The sequence below is a fragment of the Paenibacillus sp. 19GGS1-52 genome (genome assembly GCF_022369515.1).
Lineage (GTDB): Bacteria > Bacillota > Bacilli > Paenibacillales > Paenibacillaceae > Paenibacillus_AQ.
Window position 1 is genome coordinate 5172778 of sequence record NZ_CP059724.1, and the last position, 23857, is coordinate 5196634.

Annotated in this window: 19 protein-coding genes; 5 read left to right on the plus strand and 14 right to left on the minus strand. The window is 48.0% G+C overall.

Going from position 1 to position 23857, the window contains the following annotated elements:
* Positions 1 to 126 precede the first annotated feature (126 nt).
* Positions 127 to 1419: a group II intron reverse transcriptase/maturase gene (ltrA, locus tag H1230_RS23995; RefSeq protein ID WP_239712367.1), complete on the minus strand. Its 1293-nt coding sequence runs from the start codon at positions 1417 to 1419 to the stop codon at positions 127 to 129.
* Positions 1420 to 1786: 367 nt separating this feature from the next.
* Between ltrA and H1230_RS24000 the strand changes: the two genes are divergently transcribed.
* Complete coding sequence (locus tag H1230_RS24000) at positions 1787 to 1933, plus strand: hypothetical protein (protein ID WP_239712368.1); 147 nt, start codon at positions 1787 to 1789, stop codon at positions 1931 to 1933.
* A gap of 116 nt (positions 1934 to 2049) precedes the next feature.
* On the opposite strand, the gene H1230_RS24005 is transcribed toward H1230_RS24000, so the two are convergent.
* From H1230_RS24005 to H1230_RS24015, 3 genes are read right to left on the minus strand one after another with little or no spacing between them, the layout of a single operon-like run.
* Positions 2050 to 3636 (minus strand): UDP-glucose--hexose-1-phosphate uridylyltransferase, encoded by a 1587-nt coding sequence (locus H1230_RS24005; protein WP_239712369.1) that lies wholly within the window; start codon positions 3634 to 3636, stop codon positions 2050 to 2052.
* A gap of 1 nt (position 3637) precedes the next feature.
* Positions 3638 to 4627: a UDP-glucose 4-epimerase GalE gene (gene galE / locus H1230_RS24010; RefSeq protein ID WP_239712370.1), complete on the minus strand. Its 990-nt coding sequence runs from the start codon at positions 4625 to 4627 to the stop codon at positions 3638 to 3640.
* A 1-nt stretch (position 4628) separates the two neighbouring features.
* Positions 4629 to 5807 carry a galactokinase gene (locus H1230_RS24015; RefSeq protein WP_239712371.1) on the minus strand — a complete coding sequence of 393 codons (1179 nt, stop codon included), beginning with the start codon at positions 5805 to 5807 and terminating at the stop codon, positions 4629 to 4631.
* 173 nt (positions 5808 to 5980) lie between these two features.
* Between H1230_RS24015 and H1230_RS24020 the strand changes: the two genes are divergently transcribed.
* Positions 5981 to 6835: an AraC family transcriptional regulator gene (locus H1230_RS24020; protein ID WP_239712372.1), complete on the plus strand. Its 855-nt coding sequence runs from the start codon at positions 5981 to 5983 to the stop codon at positions 6833 to 6835.
* 123 nt (positions 6836 to 6958) lie between these two features.
* Here the strand turns inward: H1230_RS24020 and mgrA are convergent, their stop codons facing one another.
* The 4 genes from mgrA to H1230_RS24040 all read right to left on the minus strand — a co-directional run bounded on the left by mgrA (position 6959) and on the right by H1230_RS24040 (position 10374).
* A complete protein-coding gene (gene mgrA, locus H1230_RS24025) occupies positions 6959 to 7963 on the minus strand; it encodes an L-glyceraldehyde 3-phosphate reductase (protein ID WP_239717533.1) in 1005 nt (334 codons plus the stop codon).
* A 97-nt stretch (positions 7964 to 8060) separates the two neighbouring features.
* Positions 8061 to 8807 (minus strand): NAD-dependent protein deacylase, encoded by a 747-nt coding sequence (locus tag H1230_RS24030; RefSeq protein ID WP_239712373.1) that lies wholly within the window; start codon positions 8805 to 8807, stop codon positions 8061 to 8063.
* A 33-nt stretch (positions 8808 to 8840) separates the two neighbouring features.
* Entirely contained in the window at positions 8841 to 9608 is a 768-nt protein-coding gene (locus H1230_RS24035; RefSeq protein ID WP_239712374.1) for an HAD family hydrolase, read from the minus strand.
* Between the two features lie 25 nt (positions 9609 to 9633).
* Complete coding sequence (locus H1230_RS24040) at positions 9634 to 10374, minus strand: alpha/beta fold hydrolase (RefSeq protein WP_239712375.1); 741 nt, start codon at positions 10372 to 10374, stop codon at positions 9634 to 9636.
* Between the two features lie 185 nt (positions 10375 to 10559).
* Here H1230_RS24040 and H1230_RS24045 point away from each other — a divergent pair, with 185 nt between their 5' ends.
* Together H1230_RS24045 and ilvD are read left to right on the plus strand one after the other, a co-directional pair.
* The gene (locus tag H1230_RS24045; RefSeq protein ID WP_239712376.1) at positions 10560 to 11600 is read left to right on the plus strand and encodes an acyltransferase family protein; all 1041 of its coding nucleotides are present in this window, start codon (positions 10560 to 10562) and stop codon (positions 11598 to 11600) included.
* A 343-nt stretch (positions 11601 to 11943) separates the two neighbouring features.
* On the plus strand, positions 11944 to 13629 hold the full coding sequence (gene ilvD, locus H1230_RS24050) for a dihydroxy-acid dehydratase (RefSeq protein WP_239712377.1): 1686 nt from the start codon (positions 11944 to 11946) through the stop codon (positions 13627 to 13629).
* A 140-nt stretch (positions 13630 to 13769) separates the two neighbouring features.
* On the opposite strand, the gene H1230_RS24055 is transcribed toward ilvD, so the two are convergent.
* A complete protein-coding gene (locus H1230_RS24055; protein ID WP_239712378.1) occupies positions 13770 to 15164 on the minus strand; it encodes a polysaccharide deacetylase family protein in 1395 nt (464 codons plus the stop codon).
* A gap of 244 nt (positions 15165 to 15408) precedes the next feature.
* Here H1230_RS24055 and H1230_RS24060 point away from each other — a divergent pair, with 244 nt between their 5' ends.
* Positions 15409 to 16569, plus strand: coding sequence for an AI-2E family transporter (locus tag H1230_RS24060; RefSeq protein ID WP_239712379.1), 1161 nt, complete (start codon positions 15409 to 15411; stop codon positions 16567 to 16569).
* Here H1230_RS24060 and H1230_RS24065 read toward each other — a convergent pair.
* The 5 genes from H1230_RS24065 to H1230_RS24085 form a co-directional block, all read right to left on the minus strand.
* Positions 16530 to 18332, minus strand: a complete 1803-nt coding sequence (locus H1230_RS24065) for a peptidoglycan D,D-transpeptidase FtsI family protein (protein WP_239712380.1) — start codon at positions 18330 to 18332, stop codon at positions 16530 to 16532. The two genes, H1230_RS24060 and H1230_RS24065, sit on opposite strands and share 40 nt — an antisense overlap.
* 262 nt (positions 18333 to 18594) lie before the next feature.
* Positions 18595 to 20661: a methyl-accepting chemotaxis protein gene (locus H1230_RS24070; RefSeq protein ID WP_239712381.1), complete on the minus strand. Its 2067-nt coding sequence runs from the start codon at positions 20659 to 20661 to the stop codon at positions 18595 to 18597.
* A 60-nt stretch (positions 20662 to 20721) separates the two neighbouring features.
* Positions 20722 to 21684, minus strand: coding sequence for an acetylxylan esterase (locus H1230_RS24075; RefSeq protein WP_239712382.1), 963 nt, complete (start codon positions 21682 to 21684; stop codon positions 20722 to 20724).
* Between the two features lie 271 nt (positions 21685 to 21955).
* Positions 21956 to 22978 (minus strand): glycoside hydrolase family 130 protein, encoded by a 1023-nt coding sequence (locus H1230_RS24080; RefSeq protein ID WP_239712383.1) that lies wholly within the window; start codon positions 22976 to 22978, stop codon positions 21956 to 21958.
* Positions 22979 to 23021: 43 nt separating this feature from the next.
* Positions 23022 to 23855: a carbohydrate ABC transporter permease gene (locus H1230_RS24085; RefSeq protein ID WP_239712384.1), complete on the minus strand. Its 834-nt coding sequence runs from the start codon at positions 23853 to 23855 to the stop codon at positions 23022 to 23024.
* Between the last annotated feature and the right edge of the window lie 2 nt (positions 23856 to 23857).

Sequence of the window (23857 nt, forward strand, 5' to 3'; positions counted from 1 at the left end):
GCTTTCAAATGGACTCTCGTCGGGCTAGAGTAAAGGGCTGAACAAATTCAGCCCCTCCTCATCAAACCGTACGTGAGGTTTTCCCTCATACGGCTTTCCGATGTTCGTCATTCATGGGCATGCAGTTTACAATAGCGTTTTAAGTCCATACTGGACGGCAATATATCTAACCTCTGAGAGTGAACCCATCCATCTTCTGCGTTGTCTTTTCTTGGCATGCCACCGGGTTAATCGCTGCAAAATATACCAGTCCAACTTGGCTAATCTTTTTTGGCTGTAGTTCGTGTAGTAATAATTTCTCCATCCTTGGATCTTTGGATTGAGCCATTTTACCTGTTCCGCAAACGATTTCGAGCGCATGCTCGGGGGTGCTAATCTTTCTTTGACCACCTCTCGAATGCGTTCCTCTGCCTTTTTCGTTAGCCACTGTTGGGTGGTGTAGTACACCTTACCTTGGGAGGTTTCTGCTTTGGTTTTTCGGTGATGCATCCCTAAGAAGTCGAATCCTTCGTCTCCCGTCCATAATCCAACAATGCGGGTTTTGGTCGGGTGTAGGGTTAACTCCAAACGCTCCATAATTTTGCGTATGAGCTCATACGCATGTTCCGCGTCCTTCTTGGTTTTGCATACCACTACAAAGTCGTCTGCATACCTTGTGAGCTCCCCTACTCCTTTTCCGTGTTTCTCCCACAGTTGGTCGAAGTAATTTAGATAGATATTCGCAAGGAGCGGTGAAATCACGCCTCCTTGCGGAGTCCCTAAATCCGAGCGTCTTACCGTTCCTTCTTCCATAACTCCCGCTTGTAGCCACTTCCTCATTAATTTCAGTATCCTCCTGTCATTGATACGCATCTGCACCAATTTCATAAGCTTCTCTTGATTAATGTTGTCGAAGTAACCTTGGATATCGACGTCGACTACCCAATTCCCTTTACGGTTGCAGGCTTTACGAATACGTTCCAACGCCCCTTTAGCACTTCGTTTCGGGCGAAACCCGAAGGATACTTCCTCAAAGTCAGCTTCAAAGATAGGCTCAATCACTAGTTTGGTTGCCATCTGTAGGACTCGATCCCGCACAGTGGGTATACCTAATGGCCTTTGCTTGCCATCCTTCTTCGGGATATAGTGTCGCCGTACAGGTTGCGGATGGTAGTTGCCTTCTTTAAGCTCTCGCTCACAGGCCTTGAGAAACGGTATTTCTCCTTGTTCCTCAATATCTGCTAGCGTCACGGCATCTACTCCTGCGGCCCCCTTATTGGCTTTCACTCGTTTCCACGCTTCGCACAGTACATCCCACCGATAGATCTTGTCATACAATGCATGGAATTTACGCTTTTTGTTCGCCTTGGCCGCATGACCTAGCTTTTCTTGGAGTTGTTGAACTTTTTCCTTGGGTGTCGTTAGCCGGTTGGCATTCACTCACTCGTACCTCCTCCAAAAGCATAAACAAAGCAGGGCTCCTTCCCTCCCTAAGGTTATGTTGTCCTTAGGTTCTTCGGTACTATGAGCCCCTCGGACTCCCTTCCCACAGACGGTTCACTTCGTCTTTTGGGCTTATAGAGCGTCTCTTTACGGATTCCTAAAAAAAAAAAATTCGTGTGGGGGAGGGTCTCCCCAGTTCACTGCATTATCTTTCAAACCCATGCCGTTCCCTATACGCCGGAGGATTCTTCACTGTTGTCCCAAGTTCTGCACAGTTTCCATGGCCTTCGTCTATATTCTCGAGACTCGGCACCCTCTTTTCCCCTTTGCAGGGCCTTTTTGACGACGCGGCAGGATTCACTTCATGTTGCGGCCTGGATTGTCGCTCGCCCTGTCTCTGACAGGTACTTTTGTCGATGCGCTTTTACACACAGATTTCTCCATGTGCAAGCATCCTAGCTACCAAGGTGGCTTGGCCCCTCCTTGGGTTGGACTTTCACCAACTAGATAATGCGTGCCTCTGGGCACGCCGAACAATAAAGAAATCGCTCCCGGGAACGGTCTCATGACAGCACCGTTTCAACAAGAGCGATTTCTAGTACCATAATCAAATGACAGAGGCATATGTTATAGGCCATTAACACCGAAGCTCTTCACGAATCGCCGGAAAGCTGCTTGGCCTTCCGGTGTCCGCTTATAAACACCAGCATGCTCAAGGATATGTGTAAATTTAATGCCAACCTCATTCTGTACAATTGTGATGGCTTCCTCGCGGGATAGTGCCATACCAAATCGTTCCACCAGTTCTTGCGCCCAGGCTGCATGTTGCGCAAGAGGATGGTTCGTCTCGCTCTTCACAGCCTCATACACAGCCGTATCTCCGGCAAGAATACCAGCAATGGCATCAAGCTCTTCCTTAAGGCGTCCCGGCAGGATGGCCAGTCCCATGACCTCAATCAGGCCGATATTTTCTTTCTTGATATGATGCATCTCCCGGTGCGGGTGAAAAATCCCTTCGGGATATAACTCGCTGGTCCGGTTATTGCGCAGCACAAGATCCATCTCGAAGCTGCCATCATCTCCCCGTCGTACAATAGGCGTAACGGTATTATGAGGCAAATTTTCTCCCTCAACTTCACTAAAAGCAAGCACTTCAGCCTCCGGATCACTGTAAACCTTCCATGCCTCATAAATCGCATTTCCGCATTCCAATAGAACCGCTGGATCTTCTCCGTTCAGGCGCATTACGGACATTGGCCATTTCACTATGCTCAGGCTACAACCTGGATACGCAGGATGGGTAAAAGTATCCTCTTTAGGTGCTTTCTGAATCGGGAACGTATGACGCCCGCCCTGAAAGTGATCATGTGTCAGAATCGAGCCGCCCACAATCGGTAAATCAGCATTGGAGCCAATAAAATAATGCGGGAAAGACTCCACAAAGCCTAGCAGGCGCTTAAGAGAATCCTTAGTCAGCTTCATCGGCACATGGTCATGATGGAACACGATGCAGTGCTCATTGTAGTACACATAAGGTGAATACTGGAAAAACCATTTCTCCTGATTCAGCTCCAACGGAATGATGCGCAGATTCTGGCGCGGCGGGTGATTAACCCTTCCGGCATAACCCACATTCTCACGGCAGAGCAGACATTTCGGATAGACCGGTGGCGGAAGCAGGCGGGCCATAGCGATTTCCTTAGAGTTCTTCTCAGGCTTGGACAGATTGATCGTCATCTCGATGTCTCCATAGGGCGAATCCTGCAGCCAGTAGACATTCTTCGAGATACGGTCCATACGGATATAGTTGGAATCTATGCTTAGTTTATAAAAGCGGTCGGTTGCTGCAGAAATTCCTTGTTCAGCCGTCAGTCTATTGAATTCAGCATTCACTGCAGAAGGTCTGGCCAGCAGTAACCCCATAATTTTGGCATCCAGCAGATCACGGTAAGTGTCGCTGTTCTCAGGGATCAGTCCGATTTCAAAACCATAATCAATCAGGGCGTCCAGTGGCGCTTGAGGACTATCCAGTGGCGCTTGATCAAATACCTCTGCGTAAGGCTCACTAAATCCGAACTGTTCCAGCAACTCATTGCGGCTATAATCAAGGTCTGCCGGAGCGATAAGTCTCTGATGCAGAGCGAATAACACCAGCTGTTCAATCGCATATAGTGCCTTCTGTGTGGCGGGCGTAGTTTCGTTCTCTTTAGGCATTTTAATTCTCCCCATACCCTTGTGGATTGGCAGAATGCCAGTTCCAGGCGCTTTGAATGATATCCTCAAGATCCGCATGTTGCGGGTTCCAACCTAGGATAGTACGGGCTTTGTCGGAGGACGCTACCAGCACAGCAGGGTCTCCGCCACGGCGCTCTTGAATGACTACCGGAATCTCCAGACCCGTTACCTTCTTGGCCGTTTCTATCACTTGTTTAACCGAGAAACCAAGTCCGTTGCCGAGATTAAAAATGTTGCTGGCACTACCGCTGCGCAGGTAGGTTACCGCACGGACATGGGCATCAGCCAGATCGCTGACATGAATGTAGTCGCGCACACAGGTTCCGTCTTCAGTCGGATAGTCCTCTCCGAAGATAGCGATGTTGGCGCGCTGCTTCAGCGCGGTTTGCAGTACCAGCGGAATAAGATGGCTCTCAGGACGGTGGTCTTCGCCAATTTTGCCGCTTTCATGTGCACCTGCAGCATTAAAGTAACGTAAAGCTACGTATTTGATTCCCAATACTTTATCGAACCAGGCCATCATGCGTTCCATGGTCAGCTTGGTTTCTCCATACACATTCGCTGGTTCAGTGCGGTCCGTTTCCTCGATTGGCACCTTTTCCGGCTCGCCGTAGGTTGCAGCTGTGGAGGAGAATACAATCTTGGTTACACCAGCCTTTTGAATCGCCTCTAGCAGACATAATGTGCCATATACGTTGTTGTCATAATATTTTACAGGGTCCGTCATACTCTCCCCGACCAGAGAACTAGCTGCAAAGTGGATCACTGCATCAATCTCATTCTCGGAGAACAGCTTGGCCAACAGCTCCTTGTCGCGCAGATCACCTTCGTACAGCTTCCCGCCCAGCAACGCTTCACGATGCCCTGTCAGCAGATTGTCGATGACCACAACTTCCTCGCCTCGTTTCAGCAGCTCTGCTACTGTATGAGAACCAATATACCCTGCACCACCCGTTACTAGAATCGCCATCTTATTTCACTCCCTTCAGTTGTTCAACACCATTGCCGATGCCGCATACATAGAACTCGCCAACCAGTCCGGATCTTGTCGTATAAGCCTCTCCTACTTCGCGGATAAACCGCTCTACATCATCCTCATGTACCAGTGACACTGTGCAGCCGCCAAAGCCCGCACCCGTCATACGCGAACCTAGTGTACCCGGAATGCGCTGTGCTTCTTCTACCATGATATCCAATTCAACACAGCTAACCTCGTACAGATCGCGTAGTGAAGCATGTGAATCGTTCATGTATTTCCCAAACTGCACCAGGTCATTCTTCTTCAGTACTTCCACAGAATCAAGTACCCGCTGATTTTCTTCCACGACATGACGCGCGCGGTTGCGAACCGTCTCGTCCGTAATCTTGCCTTGGTGCGCTTCAAATTGATCACGCTTGAGCTCTGCTAGGAAGGAGAGTGAAGGAATCTCTTGCTGCAGAATAGACAGTGCCTCATCACACTGCTGGCGCCGTTCATTATATTTGGAGTCTACAAGGCCTCTCTTCTTGTTTGTGTTGCCGATAACCAACTTGTAAGCACCAGTCACGAAAGGTACCAGCTCATATTCCAGAGTATCGCACATCAGCAGAATCGCATGATCCCGCTTGCCGTTGGCCACCGCGAACTGATCCATAATTCCCGAATTCACACCCACATAATGGTTCTCTGCACGCTGAGACAGTAGAGCAATCTCAACTGTATCTGTATCTCCGCCTTCCATTGTCAGAAAAGCGAAGGCCGTAACAACCTCAAGCGAAGCAGAGGAGGAAAGTCCTGAGCCATTCGGAATGTCACCATGGAATAATAGATCATAGCCCTTGGATACGGGATGATCCGTTTTTTTCAATTCCACCATTACGCCTACTGGATAGTCGATCCACTCCCCCGTTTTGGACTGACCAATTTCACTGTAATCAAGAGTGGCTTCATAAGGAAAATTCGTTGTTGCAAAAGTTATTTTAGTGTCACTGCGCGGACGCACGATCAGCGTTGTGCCAAACTCCAGCGCTGCTGGCAGCACGTACCCTCCGTTATAATCCAAATGCTCTCCGATGAGATTAACCCGACCCGGTGCATAAAATACCTGTGCCTCTTGTTCGCTTTCTCCATACTTCTCGATAAATTTACGGTTAAGTTCCTGTATGCTCATTAATGTCACTTCATCCTTTCACTGTTTGGGGATTAAGTATTGCTGCCTTCATGATTATATTATAATAAAATCAGACTTGCTCTGATAATGCAATCATGTGTGTAATGTATGGATAAATGTGACTTACCTTTGTATAATAAAGAAATTAATATTCCCAGAAAGGCTGTCCATAAATGGAACACACCTATTCCGTAGGATCAAATCCTGTGTATTATGACAAGCAAAGTCTGCATGTACTGTTTGCCGGCGAGAGCCAGACGCTCCCGACACATCAGGCAGGACCCAAAATTTACGATTATTATTTGCTGCACTTTATTGAATCAGGATCTGGAATCTTCCGCACAGAACAGCGTAAATATGAATTAGGTGCAGGGGACTGCTTCCTGATCCATCCAGGCCAGTTGGTCAGCTATATCTCGGACAAGAAGGAACCCTGGCATTACCGCTGGGCAGCATTTACCGGTAGTGATGCTGACGATCTTGTGCTGCAGACCGGCTTCACGCCCAAACAACCCGTCCTGACCACCACAGAGAATAGTATCATTCCCGGAGCCCTTTCCGGCATGATGCAAACCTTCTATGCTCACAAAGAGAGCTCCGACCTGACGTCTCTTGGGTATCTGTACCTTATTGTTGGTGAAGCGGCTGAACGTCTCTCTTCCCTCTCCCGTCTTCCCGGAGCGGAATCGCAGGTCAAGCGGACCGTGAAGCAAATGGTCCATTATATGGCCGCCCAGTATGCGCATCCAGTCTCCATTGAACAAATGTGCGGCAGCCTTGGCTATAATCGTGCCTACCTGTCCCGTATATTCAAGCAGGAGACCGGTATATCACCTGTAACCTATCTATTGAAGCTGCGCATCGAGAAATCCCGCCAGCTGCTGCGGGAACGTCCTGAGCTCTCAGTGGAGCAGGTTGCAGCATCCGTTGGTCTGACCGATGCTTTGTATTTCTCGCGCCAGTTCAAGCGGTTTTGTGCCCAATCACCCACAGCATACCGTATCACAACGGCCCGGCATGGGGATTAATGGCAAGCTGATTGAGGCTTAGTAAGATGCTCCTGTTCGACTGTACAGCAACAGCCCGTCTCCTATACCTGAGGAACCGGGCTGTTATCCTGCCATGTTGTGCTTATATGCTATAACAACAAATTAAACATCATTCTCAGTCTTGAGAATTGTCTCAATCCGTTCCAGCTCTTCATGTGTAAATTCCGTATAAGTCAGCGCAGCTATATTCTCTTCAATCTGGCTAACCCGGCTAGCCCCAATCAGCGCTGAAGTGATTTTTCCGCCACGCAGGGTCCAGGCCAGCGCAAGCTGAGCAAGACTTTGGCCGCGCGAAGCCGCGAGTTGATTCAGCGCTCTAATCTTGCGCTGCACCTCTGGAGTTATCCGACTCTCGCTAAGCGCTGTCGCAGGTTTGGCCGCTCTTGAACCCTCGGGGATGCCATTCAGATATTTATTGGTCAGCAGCCCCTGCGCCAGTGGCATAAAAGCGATGCTGCCGATACCATTCTCCTCCAGTACATCCTGCAGGCCACCCTCAATCCAGCGATCGAGCATGGAGTAGCTAGGCTGATGGATCAAGAGCGGTGTGCCCAGTTCCTTCAGTATGGCAACCGCTTCAGTGGTCTGCTCGGCACTATAGCTGGACAATCCTATATATAAAGCTTTACCAGAGCGTACAGTATGATCCAGTGCCAGCATCGTTTCTTCAAGCGGGGTTTCCGGGTCAGGCCGATGAGAGTAGAAAATATCGACATATTCCACACCCAGCCGCTTCAGACTCTGATCTAGGCTTGCGAGTACATATTTCCGTGAACCCCATTCCCCATAGGGGCCGGGCCACATATAATATCCCGCCTTCGTTGAAATAACCATCTCATCACGGTAAGGGGCCAGATCTCTGGCAAGTACCTTGCCGAACAGTTCCTCTGCAGAACCGGCAGGCGGGCCATAATTATTGGCGAGATCAAAGTGGGTAATACCTAGATCAAATGCACGGGTTATCATGTCCCGTCCATTCTCATAAGTATCAATTCCACCGAAGTTATGCCATAGACCCAAGGAAATCGCTGGAAGCTTAAGGCCGGACTTACCGCAACGGTTATAACGCATCACTTCGTACCGTTCGTCGCTTGCCACATATACCATCGAACACATCACTGCCTCTCATGACTCTGTATCCTGCTTACCCTATTTTAAACCAGTGACAGCCATTGTAATCTAAGCCCCCGTTATTCCTGCTCAACTATAGCTTTAAAATCTTCTGCACACCGTTCATTACTTCACCGATCCGGTCGGTAATAATAAGATCAGCCTGATGGTCATAAGGAGTCGGGTCCCTGTTCAGTAGTACGGTGTGCCGCCCCTGAAAATAGGTGATTAGACTGGCCGCAGGGTGAACGGTAAGTGAAGTCCCGCCGACGATGAGCAAATCTGCAGCTGCGATAGCTTCCACAGACTCCATCAGCACTGAATGATCCAGTTCTTCCTCATAGAGAACCACATCCGGCTTGATGATGCCGCCGCATTTCGGGCAATGGGGCACAACTTCAACACTATCAACCACCTGCTCCAGTCCGTAATAGTGTGAGCAATCCATACAGTGGTTGCGGTGGATGGAACCATGCAGTTCAAGTACTTGGTGACTGCCGGCCAACTGGTGCAGGCCATCAATATTTTGCGTAATAACGGCCTTCAGCTTTCCTTGTCGCCGCTCCAGCTCTGCAAGCAGCAGATGAGCACCATTCGGGCGAGCTTCGGGATGAATCATTTTACTGCGGTAAAAGTCAAAAAAAATGTCCGGTGAGGACATAAAAAAGGTACGGCTCAGCATCACTTCAGGCGGATAAGGCGAATGATGCTGAGTCTGGTATAGTCCCGCTGCCGAACGAAAATCCGGAATCCCGCTCTCTGTCGACGTTCCTGCTCCTCCAAAAAAAACGATATTGTCACTGTCTGATATCCAGGAGGCCAATTTCTCTATTTGATTCATAATATGTAGCGCATCCTTTCTATTATCTTGATTTTAGAATGTGATGCGAAGCTCATTAAAGTCGGCAATAACGATATCTGCATCCACTAGATGTCCTAACCCGCCGCCCTTGGCAGCAATTCCAACAGCCAGACGCAGTCCGGCACCTTTGCCCAATTGCATATCTGCATTGCTATCCCCAATAATAATAGTTTCTTCGGGCGCAAGTCCCAGCTCCCTGCAAGCCAATTCTGCCATTTCGGGAGCGGGCTTGCCGTTATTCACTCTGTCTCTCGTAACGACTGCTCCAAAATAATCAGCAATTCCGAGCCACTCCAGTTGCTCGTGGGTTGTCTTGGCTCCGTCCGAGGTAACGACAGCTAGCTTCAATGATGCACCTGCACACTGCTGCAGGAAAGAGATTAGGCCCGGCAGAGGTTTCGCCGAACGGCGTAGACGCAACTCACTCATCGCTTCCTTGGAAATGTTTATTACACAGCTCAAAGCTTCGTTCCAGGGCATACCCGCGGCGTACAGCTGCCAAGCAAGAATTCCATAAGTCTCCTCCATAGTCGCCATGGATAGCGGCCCTGCAGGATCATACCCGGTTAACCTCCCCGCAGCATCATGCTGCGTGCCTAGCAGCCGGGGAAACTCACCAACAAAATGAGCATCCAGCAAGGTCAGCTGGTCTTCCATACCGCGCAGCACTAGTTCCGCCCAGGTCCCCCATGTAGCCAGCAAATCCAGCAGCGTACCATCCTTGTCGAACAGAATTCCTTTGCAGGGAATACGCTCATGATTGACATGTAACCAAGGCATTCTCTTCACCTCCTATTATGCCAGCCTATCGCAGATTACCGAGCCAATCCAGCATGACGCGCACTGTGCGGCTCTGCTGCTCTGCCTCAGAAATCGTCGCTTCTCCATCGCCCTTCTGCGGACCATAGCTTCCAAACTGGGCATGATTTCCACCTTCAACTGAATAGTATAGCGTATTATCTGGCAGAAGAAATCGCCCTTTGCGATAGCTATCCTTGTCAATAACCTGATCTTCGGTACCCAATACAGACAATACCGACAAAGTAGTTACCTTCAGACTTCCTCGCTCATCCGGATAGGAGGCCAGAAAGAATACGCCTTCCACCTGATCTGGATGATCTGCCGCATACCGCGAGGCCATCACGCCGCCCAGAGAATGTCCACCAAGTACAAAGTTAAGCTTGGGATGCACACGGATAATCTCCGCTGCGGCATCAGCTTTCGTAACTGCCAAGTTTAGCGGCATCTTGGCAATATAGAAAGGATGTCCTGCTGCGGCAAGGCTTCTGCCCAGAGGTGCATAGGCTTCTGCTTTCACCAATGCCCCTGGATAAAAGATGACCGCCGCACCTAATGTGATCGAAGGTTCAAATGAAATCCAATTGTCATTCTGCTCAACTGTAACCCCTCCACCGGAAATTAAAGCAGTCTCGGCATTCTGCTCTGGAGCGTAAGGAATTAGATATTTCCACAATAGCAGGCCAGCTATAACAAGTACGATCACAATGAGTAGTGCGATATGCCATCTGGTTATTCTTTTCTTCAATAATGTCCACTCCCGGAGGTTGCATATAGAAAATTATAGAGGAATCAGTGAATTCAAACAACCTTCAACACATCGCCACATTTAGCTACTATGATAGCGCTTTCTGATGTGACTTTATTCACAATCATTATACAGAGAAAATTGTATTTTAAAATTAAAGTAATACGCAGTAAGGAGGGGCCAACATGTTAGGAGAAAACTCACTGGAGGCGCGCGGAGAAACGTTTTTTCTAAATCTGCGCTTTCTGCTTATAGTCACTGTTTTTGCCGGCAATGCAATTGAACCGCTGATTGGAACATCGAGCGGCTTGCATAGTCTGTATATGTGGATTTTCAGCTTTCATATGCCTCTCTTCGTACTCGTTACCGGCTATTTCGCCAGAAGGAGCATGACTGGTGCTGCCGGGCGCAGAATGCTCATGCAGATCGGATTACAGTATATTATTTTTCAAAGCCTCTATTCACTGCTGGATACCTATCTTTTTCATGTAAACGGTATTCATCATTCGTTCTTCGCTCCTTATTTACTTCTGTGGTTCTTGGCCAGCCACGCCTTCTGGCGTCTGCTTATGCTCGGTATGGGCAAATGGGCACCCGCAGGACAGATAGCATTCGCATTATTAGCAGGAGTTCTGGTTGGTTATTTACAGCTTGATGGAGTCTGGTTCAGCATTAGCCGTACTTTTGTATATTTACCTTACTTTGTAATAGGTTATCACTTTTCTTTCCCCGCTCTTGTCCGTTTATATCAACAATGGACTAAAATCGCCGCCGCCACTGTTTCCGTACTTCTGTTTATCATTCTGGCGATATGGGGCACCCATCTTCCGCTTGGCTGGCTATATGGAAGTATGACCTATATGCAGCTTGGACATCAGGAATGGTACGCAGGGTTATATCGTCTCGGAATCTATGGCTTGCAGCTTGCTGCTTCTCTGGCTTTCCTTGGCTGGGTTCCCTACGGTGTGAGCCGAATGACCGATTGGGGACGCCGCACCTTGTATGTCTTCTTGCTCCATGGATTTGTTGTCCGCCTGGCAGCCATATCCGGATTGTACGCTTATGTCAGTAATGGCGCTGGTGCTATTCTGCTTCTCCTCGCTGCGATCAGCCTGACAGTGCTGCTGGCCCAGCCGACAGTCAAACGCCTGCTTCATCCACTTGTAGAGCCGTCAGTAAGTTGGATGGTGACTCTGCAGCGTGCTGCTATTCGACGTTCATTGTAAATTACTCTCAACAGAGCCTTTCCCTATGGGGATGGGCTTTTTTTTCGGTCGCAAGTAGCCTCTATCAAGGGATAAACTTCACATTGTCCGGTAGAAAAAAGCTGCTTTTTATGATAGACTCACTAATAACAATGGCTTGTTCGCTTATTGATGCGGCATCCGTTTGTTCTAATTTATACTTATTTTGGCTCATTTTTTATAGAAACGGCTTCGACCTCCTTCTACCAAAAAGAAGCTGGACCCCGTTATTTCTATAAACCGCATATCCGCAGCTGCTTACAATGCAATGCGTTAATGCGACACTATATTTTATTAGCAATTTATTTGGGGAGGAATTATTACAATGGCAGTGAAGAAAATGCGTTCAGACATGATTAAAAAAGGCTTCGACCGAGCTCCACACCGTAGTCTTCTGCGGGCGGCCGGTGTTAAAGAGGAAGATTTCGGCAAGCCATTTATTGCGGTCTGCAATTCCTATATTGATATTGTGCCAGGGCATGTGCATCTGCAAGAGTTCGGCAAAATTGTCAAGGAAGCAATCCGTGAAGCTGGCGGCGTACCTTTTGAATTCAATACAATCGGCGTAGATGATGGGATTGCAATGGGACATATCGGCATGCGTTATTCTTTACCAAGCCGGGATATCATTGCTGACTCGGTAGAAACTGTTGTTGCCGCACATTGGTTCGACGGTATGGTCTGTATCCCTAACTGCGATAAAATCACCCCAGGTATGATGATGGGTGCACTGCGTGTCAACATTCCAACCATCTTTGTAAGTGGTGGGCCGATGAAAGCCGGAGTAGACAGCAAAGGCAAGAAGTTATCCCTCACTTCCGTATTCGAAGGCGTAGGCGCTCATTCCGTTGGCAAAATCAACGATGCTGAGCTGCTGGAATTGGAACAATTCGGTTGTCCTACCTGTGGTTCTTGTTCAGGTATGTTCACAGCCAATTCCATGAACTGTCTCGCTGAAGCTCTTGGTTTGGCATTGCCAGGTAACGGTACAATCCTTGCTGTAGCTGAAGAACGCAAGCAATTCGTGCGCGATTCCGCAACACAGCTGATGGAACTGATCAAGCTGGATCTTAAACCACGTGATATTGTAACCAGAGAATCGCTGGATAACGCTTTTGCGCTGGATATGGCGATGGGCGGCTCTACCAATACCGTATTGCACACCCTGGCTTTGGCTCAGGAGGCTGGTATCGAGTATCCACTTACACGTATTAATGAAGTAGCGAACCGTGTGCCATACCTGTCCAAGCTGGCTCCAGCTTCCGATTACTTTATCGAAGATGTACAGCGTGCAGGCGGCGTCAGTGCCGTGCTGAATGAGCTGTTGAAGAAACCAGGCGCACTCTTCGGTGATTGCATGACCGTAACTGGGAAGACACTTGCCGAGAATGTAATGGGTCATGAAATTCTGGATACCAACGTCATCCATACTCTGGACAACCCTTATTCCGAGGTTGGCGGCTTGTCTGTCCTTTATGGCAACCTGGCCCCACAAGGTTCTATCATCAAAGTCGGTGCTGTGGATGCTTCCGTAGGCGGCTATCATAAGGGTCCAGCTATCTGCTTCGATTCCCAAGAGAGCTCACTTGAAGGTATTGCCAATGGCAAGGTCAAAGAAGGACATGTTGTCGTTATCCGCTATGAAGGTCCAAAAGGTGGACCCGGTATGCCGGAAATGTTGTCTCCTACCTCGCTAATTGTTGGTATGGGTCTTGGAGCCAAAGTCGGCTTAATCACCGATGGCCGTTTCTCCGGTGCTTCTCGTGGAATCAGTATCGGTCACATCTCACCTGAAGCAGCTGAAGGTGGTCCGATCGCTTTTGTTGAAGATGGGGATATCATTGAGCTGGATCTGAATAACCGCAAGATTGAACTGCTTGTGGATGAGGAAATATTGGCTGTTCGCCGTGCGAACTGGAAAGGCTTCGAGCCTAAGGTTACCACAGGTTACCTGGCCCGTTACTCCAAGCTAGTTACTAATGCAAGTAATGGTGCGGTCCTGAAAATCTAGTACACACTATAATCAAGAGTTCAATAATATGTAACAAAAAAGAGCAGTCTCCGCAATGAATTCATAGCGGTGAGACTGCTCTTTTTATGGTGCGGTACTTAATTATAAAGGTGTCTATCTTGCGGTTATTTAGCAGTAAATCAATGTCCCAGTGTAACACCCGGCAGTTCAGCTTCCACTACAGATTCCTTGAGTGCCAGTTCTTCTTGCTTGCGCTCACGTTTCTTCACTGTCTTCTCATGTGAAGCCCGCTGATTCATCTGATCCAGCAGTTGCGAGACCGGCATCAGGATCATCTTCGGCACAAGCAGCTCGCTCCGCTCCTTAAGCCGTGCTCCACCTGCCGGATGAATGACACTTAACAATATACTTAGATAGAACTTGGTAGAGCGGGCGAACAAGCCGTTCGGCAGATCTAGTACCGTAAAGCCAAATTTCTCCGGCCCCCGATTGATCATGCTGACACCGTAAAGTGCCTTCGCCTCTGCAAGGCCTTCGTCACTGGCTATTCTCTCCGCGAGTACCGGCATATCTTTCTCCATCCGACGGATCATCCGAATCGCTAGCTGCGCAGAAGAACGCGATTGAATGCCCAGCTCGAACAGCTGGCGATTATCAATATGCAGCTCAATAACCTTATCACCTTTGTTCAGAAGACTGTCACCCTCCATTTTAATAGGCCCGCCTTGATACTTTCGTAACCGATAGTGCAGAAAGGGGTCTTCTGGAGAGATGGTTTTGAGTTGAAAAAGAAATTGAAATACCTGCTCCCAAGCCAGCCAGAGTCCTACGATCAGACGTTTCCCAAAGGAAAGCTTCTGAATCGGTGAATTCTCCGCCATCTTGATCATTTCATCGATACGAATACTGCGTAACGCCCGACTTTGGGCCACTTCGAGCGTTCGCTCCAAGGCAACAAGCATGTGCTCCGGTGCATCCGGGTCAGCACCCAGCGTTGTACCACTATCATGCAAAAGCATAACCTCGCCTGGATTCAGTCTGGCTAACATCTTCTCGGTGAGCCGATCTGAACCAAGCTTCTCACGCCAGTCACCGAACATCGCTGACCAGAGCACGATTTGTACCTGACGGCGCTTAGAGATGTCAAACAGGTTGACAATCCCCCAGGGCGGACGGTAATAGGTGCTGCGCTCACCGGTAATATTATAAATAATATCTGCGGTCCGCTCAATCTGTCTTCGCACAGTAGCAGGACGCATCAGCCAGTTCGTCTTGTGAACGTAGTTATGAATCCCGATAAGGTGTCCCTCAGCATGCATGCGCTGAATTAGTTCCGGATAGCGCTCCGCATTGGCACCGACTACAAAAAAGGTAGCCTTGGCATTATAACGCAGAAGCAAATCGAGCAATTGAGGCGTGAATCTGGGGTCCGGCCCGTCATCAAAGGTCAGCGCAAATTCCTTACTTCCAGTTCCTTTACGAAAGACGCGATACCCAAAAATTCGACTGATAAGACCAGGAATAAAAGCATAAAATGATGAAATATAAAATAACCAGAGCAACAAAGTCTGCATGTGAAATTCCCCGCTTTTCGAAGAGTTGACTTTGGCTCGCCTTACATCTGCAAGCAGATCCTGTTACACGGCCAAGTAGAGTATGGTACTCCGCTTTTTTGCGGATATGTAGTGTATCACAAAAAAACGTTACCCCCTATTTTAGCACAGCTATCAAAGAAATAGACGATTTTCAAGCAAAATCGTGTACAATGAATTCAGGTTAACGCCTGTCAACTTATTTGAAAAGGAGTCGTTTATATCCATGCTGCCTCTCTACAAAAAATATTGGCGCACCTTCTTCGATATTGGACTAATTGTGCTTACTGTATATCTGGTCATGTTCGCCTTCAGTAAGCTGTACCAATTAGCCGCTCCGGTGTTCCTATCCTTCTTTGTATTTATGCTCATCGAACCACTGGCCCGTTTATTGAACCGAAGGGGACTGGCGAAACCTTTTGCTTCTGCCATATCCGTCCTGCTGTTTCTCATAGTGCTGCTCGGTACGCTATTTGGCGCTGGCCTCCTCATTGTTTCACAGGTTCTTCACTTTCAAGATAATCTTCCAAAATATACATATGTGGTCCAACAGCATTTTGTGGAACTCACAACTTATCTTCAGCATAAGATCGATAGCTTGCCGCCGGATCTAACCGTTAAGGTGAACGGATATTTCAAGGATGCTACCAATCTTCTTTCAACCTGGCTCATCGTTTTCTTCAAATATATGATCGGTGTTCTCGGCTCTTTCTCTTCCTTTATGGCTAATTTCGGAATCGCTATTATTTTGGCCTTTTTTCTCAGTATGGAGATTAAGGACTGGCGGAAAATCGCCCATGACCAAATGCCGAAGACTTTCAAGACTGCCTTTGCCTTCTTGCAGGGTAACGTATTTAAGGCGATCGGTTCTTATTTAAAAGCACAGCTGATTCTAATCAGCATTACTTTTGCCATTGTGCTGGTTGGCTTGTTTATTCTGCGAAGTGGTAACGAAATTACCATGGCTCTGGTCTGTGCCATCTTCGATGTGCTGCCGCTGCTGGGAGTATCAACTATTCTAATCCCTTGGATTGTCTATCTGTTTATCGTTGGCAATACCTCCCTTGCAATCGGCTTGATCATCCTGCTCGTAATTGTACTGGTTGTACGTCAACTGCTGGAGCCGAAAATTACCGGCAATTCCATTGGAGTTTCCTCAGCTTTTCTCATGCTCTCATTCGTCATTTTGTCCACATCCGCTTTTGGTGTAGCTGGATTAATCCTATCGCCCATTCTGCTTATCCTGATCAAAGAGCTGCTGCAGCAGGGTTATCTCCAGCGCTGGATCTTTCTGCCTCAAGAAGAGTTTATCGTCTCACCATTCGCGACTCGCGAACATGAGGAAGCTCATGCACCGGAAGAATCGGATAACAGATCCAGTACTTGACCAAACAGCTTCGTCGCGGTATGAGGACCTCCTGGGGACACATTCTCCACGGCTACCGACACTGCATACCTTGGATGATCTACTGGACCGTAACCAATAAACCACTGATTGTTGCGCGGCACACCCTTGACTAATGTCTGGGCCGTCCCCGACTTGCCGGCAACCGGCCAGTGAGTGTGCTGCAGACGGCTCCCAGTACCCTCTGTAACCACCTTGCGCATCCATGTAAGAAGCTGGTGCGCAGTAGCCGCAGATATTCTCCCTGCCAAAGAGGGCGCCAGATGACCTGGCAGCTGCTTCAGAATCTGACCATTGGCAAAGCTCACTTTCTGCAGAATGCGCGGTGCCCTTACTTCCCCACCGTGCAGCAGCGTCACGATCAGATTAGCCGCCTGAAGCGGTGTCACCTTTACATCCCGCTGGCCAATCGCCGTTTGCACTCTGGTTCCACTGTCATCGGGAAGCAGAGACATAAAGATGGTGCCCGGCTGCTCGCCAGCCAGCGGTTTCAGCAGTGGTTGTCCTAGCGTCTCCTCAGCCTGCCAGCTGATATCTCTCCCCAGCCCAAGCGCCAGCGCAGCCGATTGCAACTGTGCTCCGCTGAGGCGTTCCGCAAGCTCAGCAAATACAGTATTACAGGATACAGCGAACCCTTGGGCAAGCGTAAGCGGCCCATGCCCTATTCCTTTGAGACAAGACAAGCCATATTTCTCATATTGTCCCGAGCAGTAAAATTGCTCTTGGGGTGTGGTTACTCCAGCCTCCAGGGCAGCCGCTGCAGTTACGATTTTGAAGATAGATCCAGGTATTGCAGCCTGCAGAGCCCGATTATTCCACTCCCCACCCCGTGGAGAGATTTGGTCAGGATTATAGAAGGGCAAAGATACCATAGCCTCAATATCCCCGGTTTGAGTATCCAGCACCACTACTGCACCCTCTTTCATGCCCGCCTTGACTGCCAGTTTCTCAATCCCCTCCTGCAGGTTCTTATCAATCGTTGTGTACAAAGACAAGGGATAATAAGGATTACCTGGTGCCCTTACTTTAATCGGGCTTCCCGGCAGTCGATTGCCTCGCGCATCTACCTGGGTATAAGCCTCAGTATGACCCACTCCCCGGAGCAGCGGCTCCAGTGTTTTCTCCAATCCATCAGTGCCTGTCAATGGAATTCTAAGACCTGTTGGTGAAACTTCACTCTCCGATGTGGCAACCGCCTCAGACAAATATCCAAGCCATTGCCGCCCTGTTGAATTGCCGTCATATCGGCGGGCAAAAGGCAGCACACTTACACCATCAATCCCTAGTGCGCTCACCTCTTCAGCTTGCGACGGTGTAAGTGCCAAGGGGTGCTCTGCAGATTGTGAGGGCCATAGCAGAGGTTCCTTCAGGGCGGAACGTCTGTCCTGCAATTCTTCGTAGCTAACACCTAAGATCACAGCAAGACGGTGCAGCGGTCCGGACTGAATTTCCTCTTGGGCCGTCGCCTTCCTGAGCTCCTCCTGCGGAAAAAAAGCTGCAGTCCAGACTGTTTCTCCGGCTAGTGGTTTACCGTTCCGGTCATAGAGACGACCCCGCCCGCTATCCAGTACGGTCTCCCGCTCACTCTGAATCTCTGCCATCTTAGCCAATGAATATTTGGCTCCCGGAACTGTCTGATCCTTCATCACCAATTGGAGCCAAGCCAATCTCAGGATCAACACTGCTAGTGTGGCAGACAAAATAAGAAATCCACCAAATATACGTTTACGGGTGAAGTTACGCAACACCTTGCCTCCTGACCAGAGTTTATTGTCTTTATTATGTCCCACTCCATATTTCTCAGACTGTCTTTGTGTCATAGGAAACGGATATAAGGTAGTATCTGGGCGGCCGCTCAGCGAACGGAGCGTTGCTACAATCGCAACTTTCAGCAGTAAACATTATAAAAATAGACCAAAAAAAGCTAGCAAGTCTCCAATAGAAGGAAACTTACTAGCTTCTGTCTTTTTAAATAAAATAGATAACTCATCAATCGAAAAACTCTACTTAAACCCTGAACTTCGATAATCCTTCTCTCAGCTTATGCGATGCATTCTCCAAACTGACGGAAAGCTCTACCAGGTGGGTACTTACGCCTTGCTGCTCCCCACTGAGGGAAGCTACTTCCTGAGAAGATGCCGAAGATTGTTCAGCTACTGCACTAACATTGCTCATCGTTTCCGACAGCACACCTTGTGATTGGTTTAGACCGTCTATCGACATTGTCACAGACTCCAGACGAGCAATAAAGTGATTCATCTGCTCCTGAACGGATTCGAAAATATTACTTGTATCCTGCACCGAGATTATCTGCTCTTTAAAGAGCGGCGCTACCTCCGACAGAGCAGCCACGGTATCATTCATATCTATCATAATTCGGTCTGTTATGTCCCCTACAATAGCAATATTACGTTTAGATTGATCCGCAAGCTGGCGTATTTCTCTAGCTACCACCATAAAGCCATGTCCCGCTTCACCCGCCCGAGAGGCTTCGATACTTGCGTTTAATGACAAAATATTGGTCTGCTGCGTAATACTTTTCATTACCTCGAGAACTTTTATTACTGAGGTCGTGGTTTCTTTCAGTTCATTCACTTTTCTCACGAGTGTATTTGTCATATCTCCAGTCAAGCTCGTTCTTACCAGCAACTTTTGCAGCTTATCGACGCCTTCCTCACTAGATTGCCCCACGTTATGTGCCATGTTATCCATCTCATGGGTGGCAGTGAGGACCGTATTCATCTGCTCGGAAATCTCTCCCGTCAGTCCATTGCCCCGATCCGCTTCCAAGGCCAGACTGCCGGCGCCGCCGGCTATCTCTTCGGTTGCAGCAGCAATGTCTTTCGCTGATTCAGCAGTCTTATGTGATGCGATGCTAAGCGCATCTGCTGTCACTAAGACCTCACGCGCTGTCTCATTCGTATGTGTTACCAGCTCTGTAATACGCTCCATCATCATATTGAAGGAAGAGGACAGCTGCCCAATTTCATCGCGAGAAGTAACAGTTGTACGCACACGAAGATTTCCTTCTGCCCCTTCAGACATCAGATCCTTCAAGCGGGTCAAAGGTCGAGAGACCATCCGGACCATCCACAGCCCAATCAGAATGGCAACAACCGCAGCAGCAGCTACAGCTATATAAGTGGTCTGAAGAATGCGATTCGCATCTTTGAACAGATTCTCAGAGGGCACAACGCCCAACAGTCTCCAGCCCGAGCTGGCTAATGTACTATAAACCGCCAGTATAGATTTGCCCTGCTCATCAACTGTCGGCAAAGAACCCGAAGTCTGTCCCACTCCATTCAGAAGCGTTCCACCTAAACTCAAATAGGAGTCACTCCCTTGATGCAGGGAAGAAACAATAAGTTCATCCTTACTAGTTAGCAATTGAATATAGGAATCTACTCCCAAATTCACTTTACTAAGCTGGCTCTCCAGTTCACTGACCTTGATATCACTGACAGCTATGTATCCTGCATCTTTGGTAATGCCCTCAATCGATTTTGCAAAATGGATTACTCCAGAAGTATCTCCTTTTTGCACGGTTTGCGTAAGCCATAGACTTTGCGGCTTGTCCTGCAGCTGTTTAAACCAAGAGGCGGCCCTTGCGCCTTCAATAAAAGCGCTATCCTTTGTTCCCGCTACAGCAATAGGCAAACTTGCTTTCATAGGTATAAGATAGACAGCTTGTACACCTTTGACTCCGGAGAGCCCGTCGTTTAGTTCAGTCACGATCTGGCTGGACTGTATCGCAATTTCTTGGCTGCTGGAACCTTCAAGATTGACTTTACTGAACGCATCCTGAATTTCTCGGTTATAAAATATCTGCCCCAGATTGTCCTCAAACCGCTGCATTACAACATCAATCTTATCGGCAGTCTGGACAACAGTCTGCTGACTGGAGGATAAAGCATTGCGCTCGATCGTCTGCTTGGCAACAGAATAAGACGTATACCCCAGTGAAAGCACAAGCACCATCGTCGCAATAAAAAATACGAGAAAGAGCCGCAACCCCAACGATTTGGAGGGGTGCAGCCGATTTAGAACGCTTACTCTTCTTGCTTTGGACTTCAACAAAATAACCACCCGCCATCATCTACAGTTATTCTTGTAAGTGTCTATAACGTTACAAGTTTACAAGGTCATGAATGCTTGGAGGGCTCTATCACCAAGATATGGAAGATACTCATGACCGTATTCATAATAAACCATAAGTTCCTTTGACGCTGTGATTTTGTTGTATGCTGCAAATTGGGTGGAGGGTGGGCAGATTGTGTCCGCTAAACCGGTCACCCATAAGACCTTAGCTTGGATTCGTTCAGCCAGATTCTGAATATCAATAAATCCAAGTCGGTTAAAAATCTCATCCTCACGCAAATGATGCGGATCAAAAAAACGGAAGTAATAGTTGATTTCCTCATAAGCCGAGGTCGTAATATCCAGATCCCAAGCCCGTTTGTAATCGGAGAGAAAGGGATAGACCGGCACAGCTAACGCTATACGTGGTTCAAGAGCTGCACAAGCAACCGTCAATGCCCCACCCTGAGACAAACCAAAGGCACCCACTCGTGCTGGATCTACCTCTTCCATCGACATTAGAATTCTGGCAGTCTGCGCTGTATCCAGAAATACATTGCGATAGTACAGGTTGTCCGGATTAGGATCATCGATGCCGCGAATAATGTGACCACGAATGGTCGTGCCCTTTACGATAAGATTATCCTCAGACAAGCCACCCTGACCCCGGCAATCCATCGCCAGCACACTGATTCCATGCGCCGCATAGGTTACTTTCTCCATCCAGTCTCCGCTGTCGCAGGAGTATCCGTGGAACATGACTACACCGGGTCCTTTTTCAGTCACCGTCTTCTTTGGTCTTACATATTTACAGTGTATTCTCGCACCACCTACTCCGGTAAAATACAGATGATAACATTCCGCCAGTTCACTTACAAATTCAGCTGGCACCAGCTCATAATCTAGTGTCTGAGCGTCCAGTTCCTGCAAGGCCCGCTCCCAGAACAGGTCAAAACCCTCTGGTCTCACACTGCTCCCTTTATATTCTTTTAGTTGTGGTAGTGTCATATCGTTGGCCAAGATCGTTATCCTCCTTAGGGTTGGGGTTACTTCAAATCAAGCAAAAAAAGGGTTGGTGCTGTTAGCGTAACTACGAGGAATGTTTGGGCTTACGATCGCTTCTCCAGTCCCAAAATTCCTCTTCGTTACTACAGCACCGCTTATTTTCGCAAAGATGAACTAAATCCAATAACTGGGATTTAGTAAAAAGAGCAGAAACGGAAAACCTGCGTGCATGGTTTTCCGTTTCTGCAGGTTTACACTGAGTTAAATATTAGCGAGTACATTCAACCTAGATTTTGCCCAAACCAGCATCGTCCCCAACCTCTTCGTGGGTATCGATAACGTAGTTGACAATTTCTTGGATGGTTGTGTAAGCAACACCTACATAAGTATCGGCAGCGCCATAATAGATGGCGATCCGGCCGGTTTCGGCATCATGCAGGGTAGCGCATGGGAAGAGAACATTGTTCACGAAACCTCTCTCTTCATACCATTCCTCCGGGGTCAGCACAAAGTTCTTGGAACGGTATTTCACTTTGGAAGGCTCATTAATATCCAGAATTACAGCACCCATGCTGTAGACGAGTCCATTGCAGGTTCCTGTAACGCCATGATAGAACATCAGCCAGCCTTCGGAGGTTTCGATTGGAGCAGGTCCACCACCGATTTTGACACTTTGCCACCAGCCTTGACCACCTTTGGACATTACGTGGCGGTGTTTACCCCAGTAGACGAAGTCAGGGCTTTCGCTCAGGAACACATCACCGAAGGGAGTGTGGCCGCTGTCGCTCGGACGGGACAACATAACGAAATTACCATTGATTTTCTTAGGAAAAAGAACACCGTTGCGGTTAAACGGCAGGAATGGATTTTCGAGGCTGACAAATGTTTTGAAGTCTTGAGTTTTGGCTACGCCGATCGCAGCACCATAGAAATCAGTACACCAGATAATATAATAGGTATCTTCCACCTTAACCAGCCGTGGGTCATAAGCATACCGCGGCATATAAGGATTGCCTTCTTCATCAATAAAATGGATCGGCTCATCATCAATTTTCCAATCGAGGCCATCTGCACTATATCCCATTCGCAGATGGGGACGAGTAGTATTATCCTCGACACGGAATACTCCGAGAAAGCTTCCTTCATATGCGGCAACTGCACTGTTAAAGATGCGGGCAACACCCTTTGCCGGGTTTCTCTTGATAACCGGGTTATCATCATGTCTCCAGAGCGGATTCGTGTGTCCTTCCGGTTTCTCTTGCCAAGGCATATTCGGCAAGTTATTTCCAATCAACTGTACTTCTTTCATAGTTAAGCTCCCTCCAAATGTTATACCAGTATATTAAATTTCTCTATTTCACTGAACCTTGCGAAAATCCGTTATAAATATACTTCTGCAAAGATGTAAAGATAACCAATGTCGGAATAATTGCAATCATAATTGCGGCACAAATGACTTCCCACTGTGATCCGTAAGGGCCTTTGAATTTGAACAATGCAGTAGAGATAACTTGCAGATCACTCTTCGGCATGTACAAAAATGGTGTATAGAAATCATTATAAATATTTACGCCTTTTACAATGATGACTGTCACAATCGCCGGCTTCAGAAGTGGCAATATAATTCTCCAATAAATGGTCCAATACGAGGCTCCATCCAGCATCGCCGATTCATCCAGCGATTCGGAAATAGAATCCAGGAATTGCATGAAAATATAAACAGCGATAATATCTGTTCCCAGATACATCAATATGGGCGCCCAGCGTGTATTAAACAGCTCCAATGAGTTGATAATCTGGAACGTAGCCACTTGGGTAGTGACACCCGGAATAAGTGTAGCTACCAGAAAAGCACCCATTAGCAAGGCACTGCCTCTAAATTTAAAACGGGACAAAATATAGGCCATCATTGAACCTGTCAGAGTCGCACCGACTATAGAAATGACAAGAATAATGAGCGTATTCTTAAAGCCAAGCAGCATTTTTCCATCGACAAAAGCCTTGGTATAGTTCGAGAAGTTCAACCAGTTCTCCGGCAAAGTCAACGGTCCTGTTGAAGCATACTCCGTGTTGGTCTTTAGGGATGCGAACAAAACAACCACGATCGGAACCAAGGCGGCTAGCGCTCCCAAAATCAAGGTGAGGTATTTGAATACACTCGCTGCGGTATATTTTACATTATGCATAT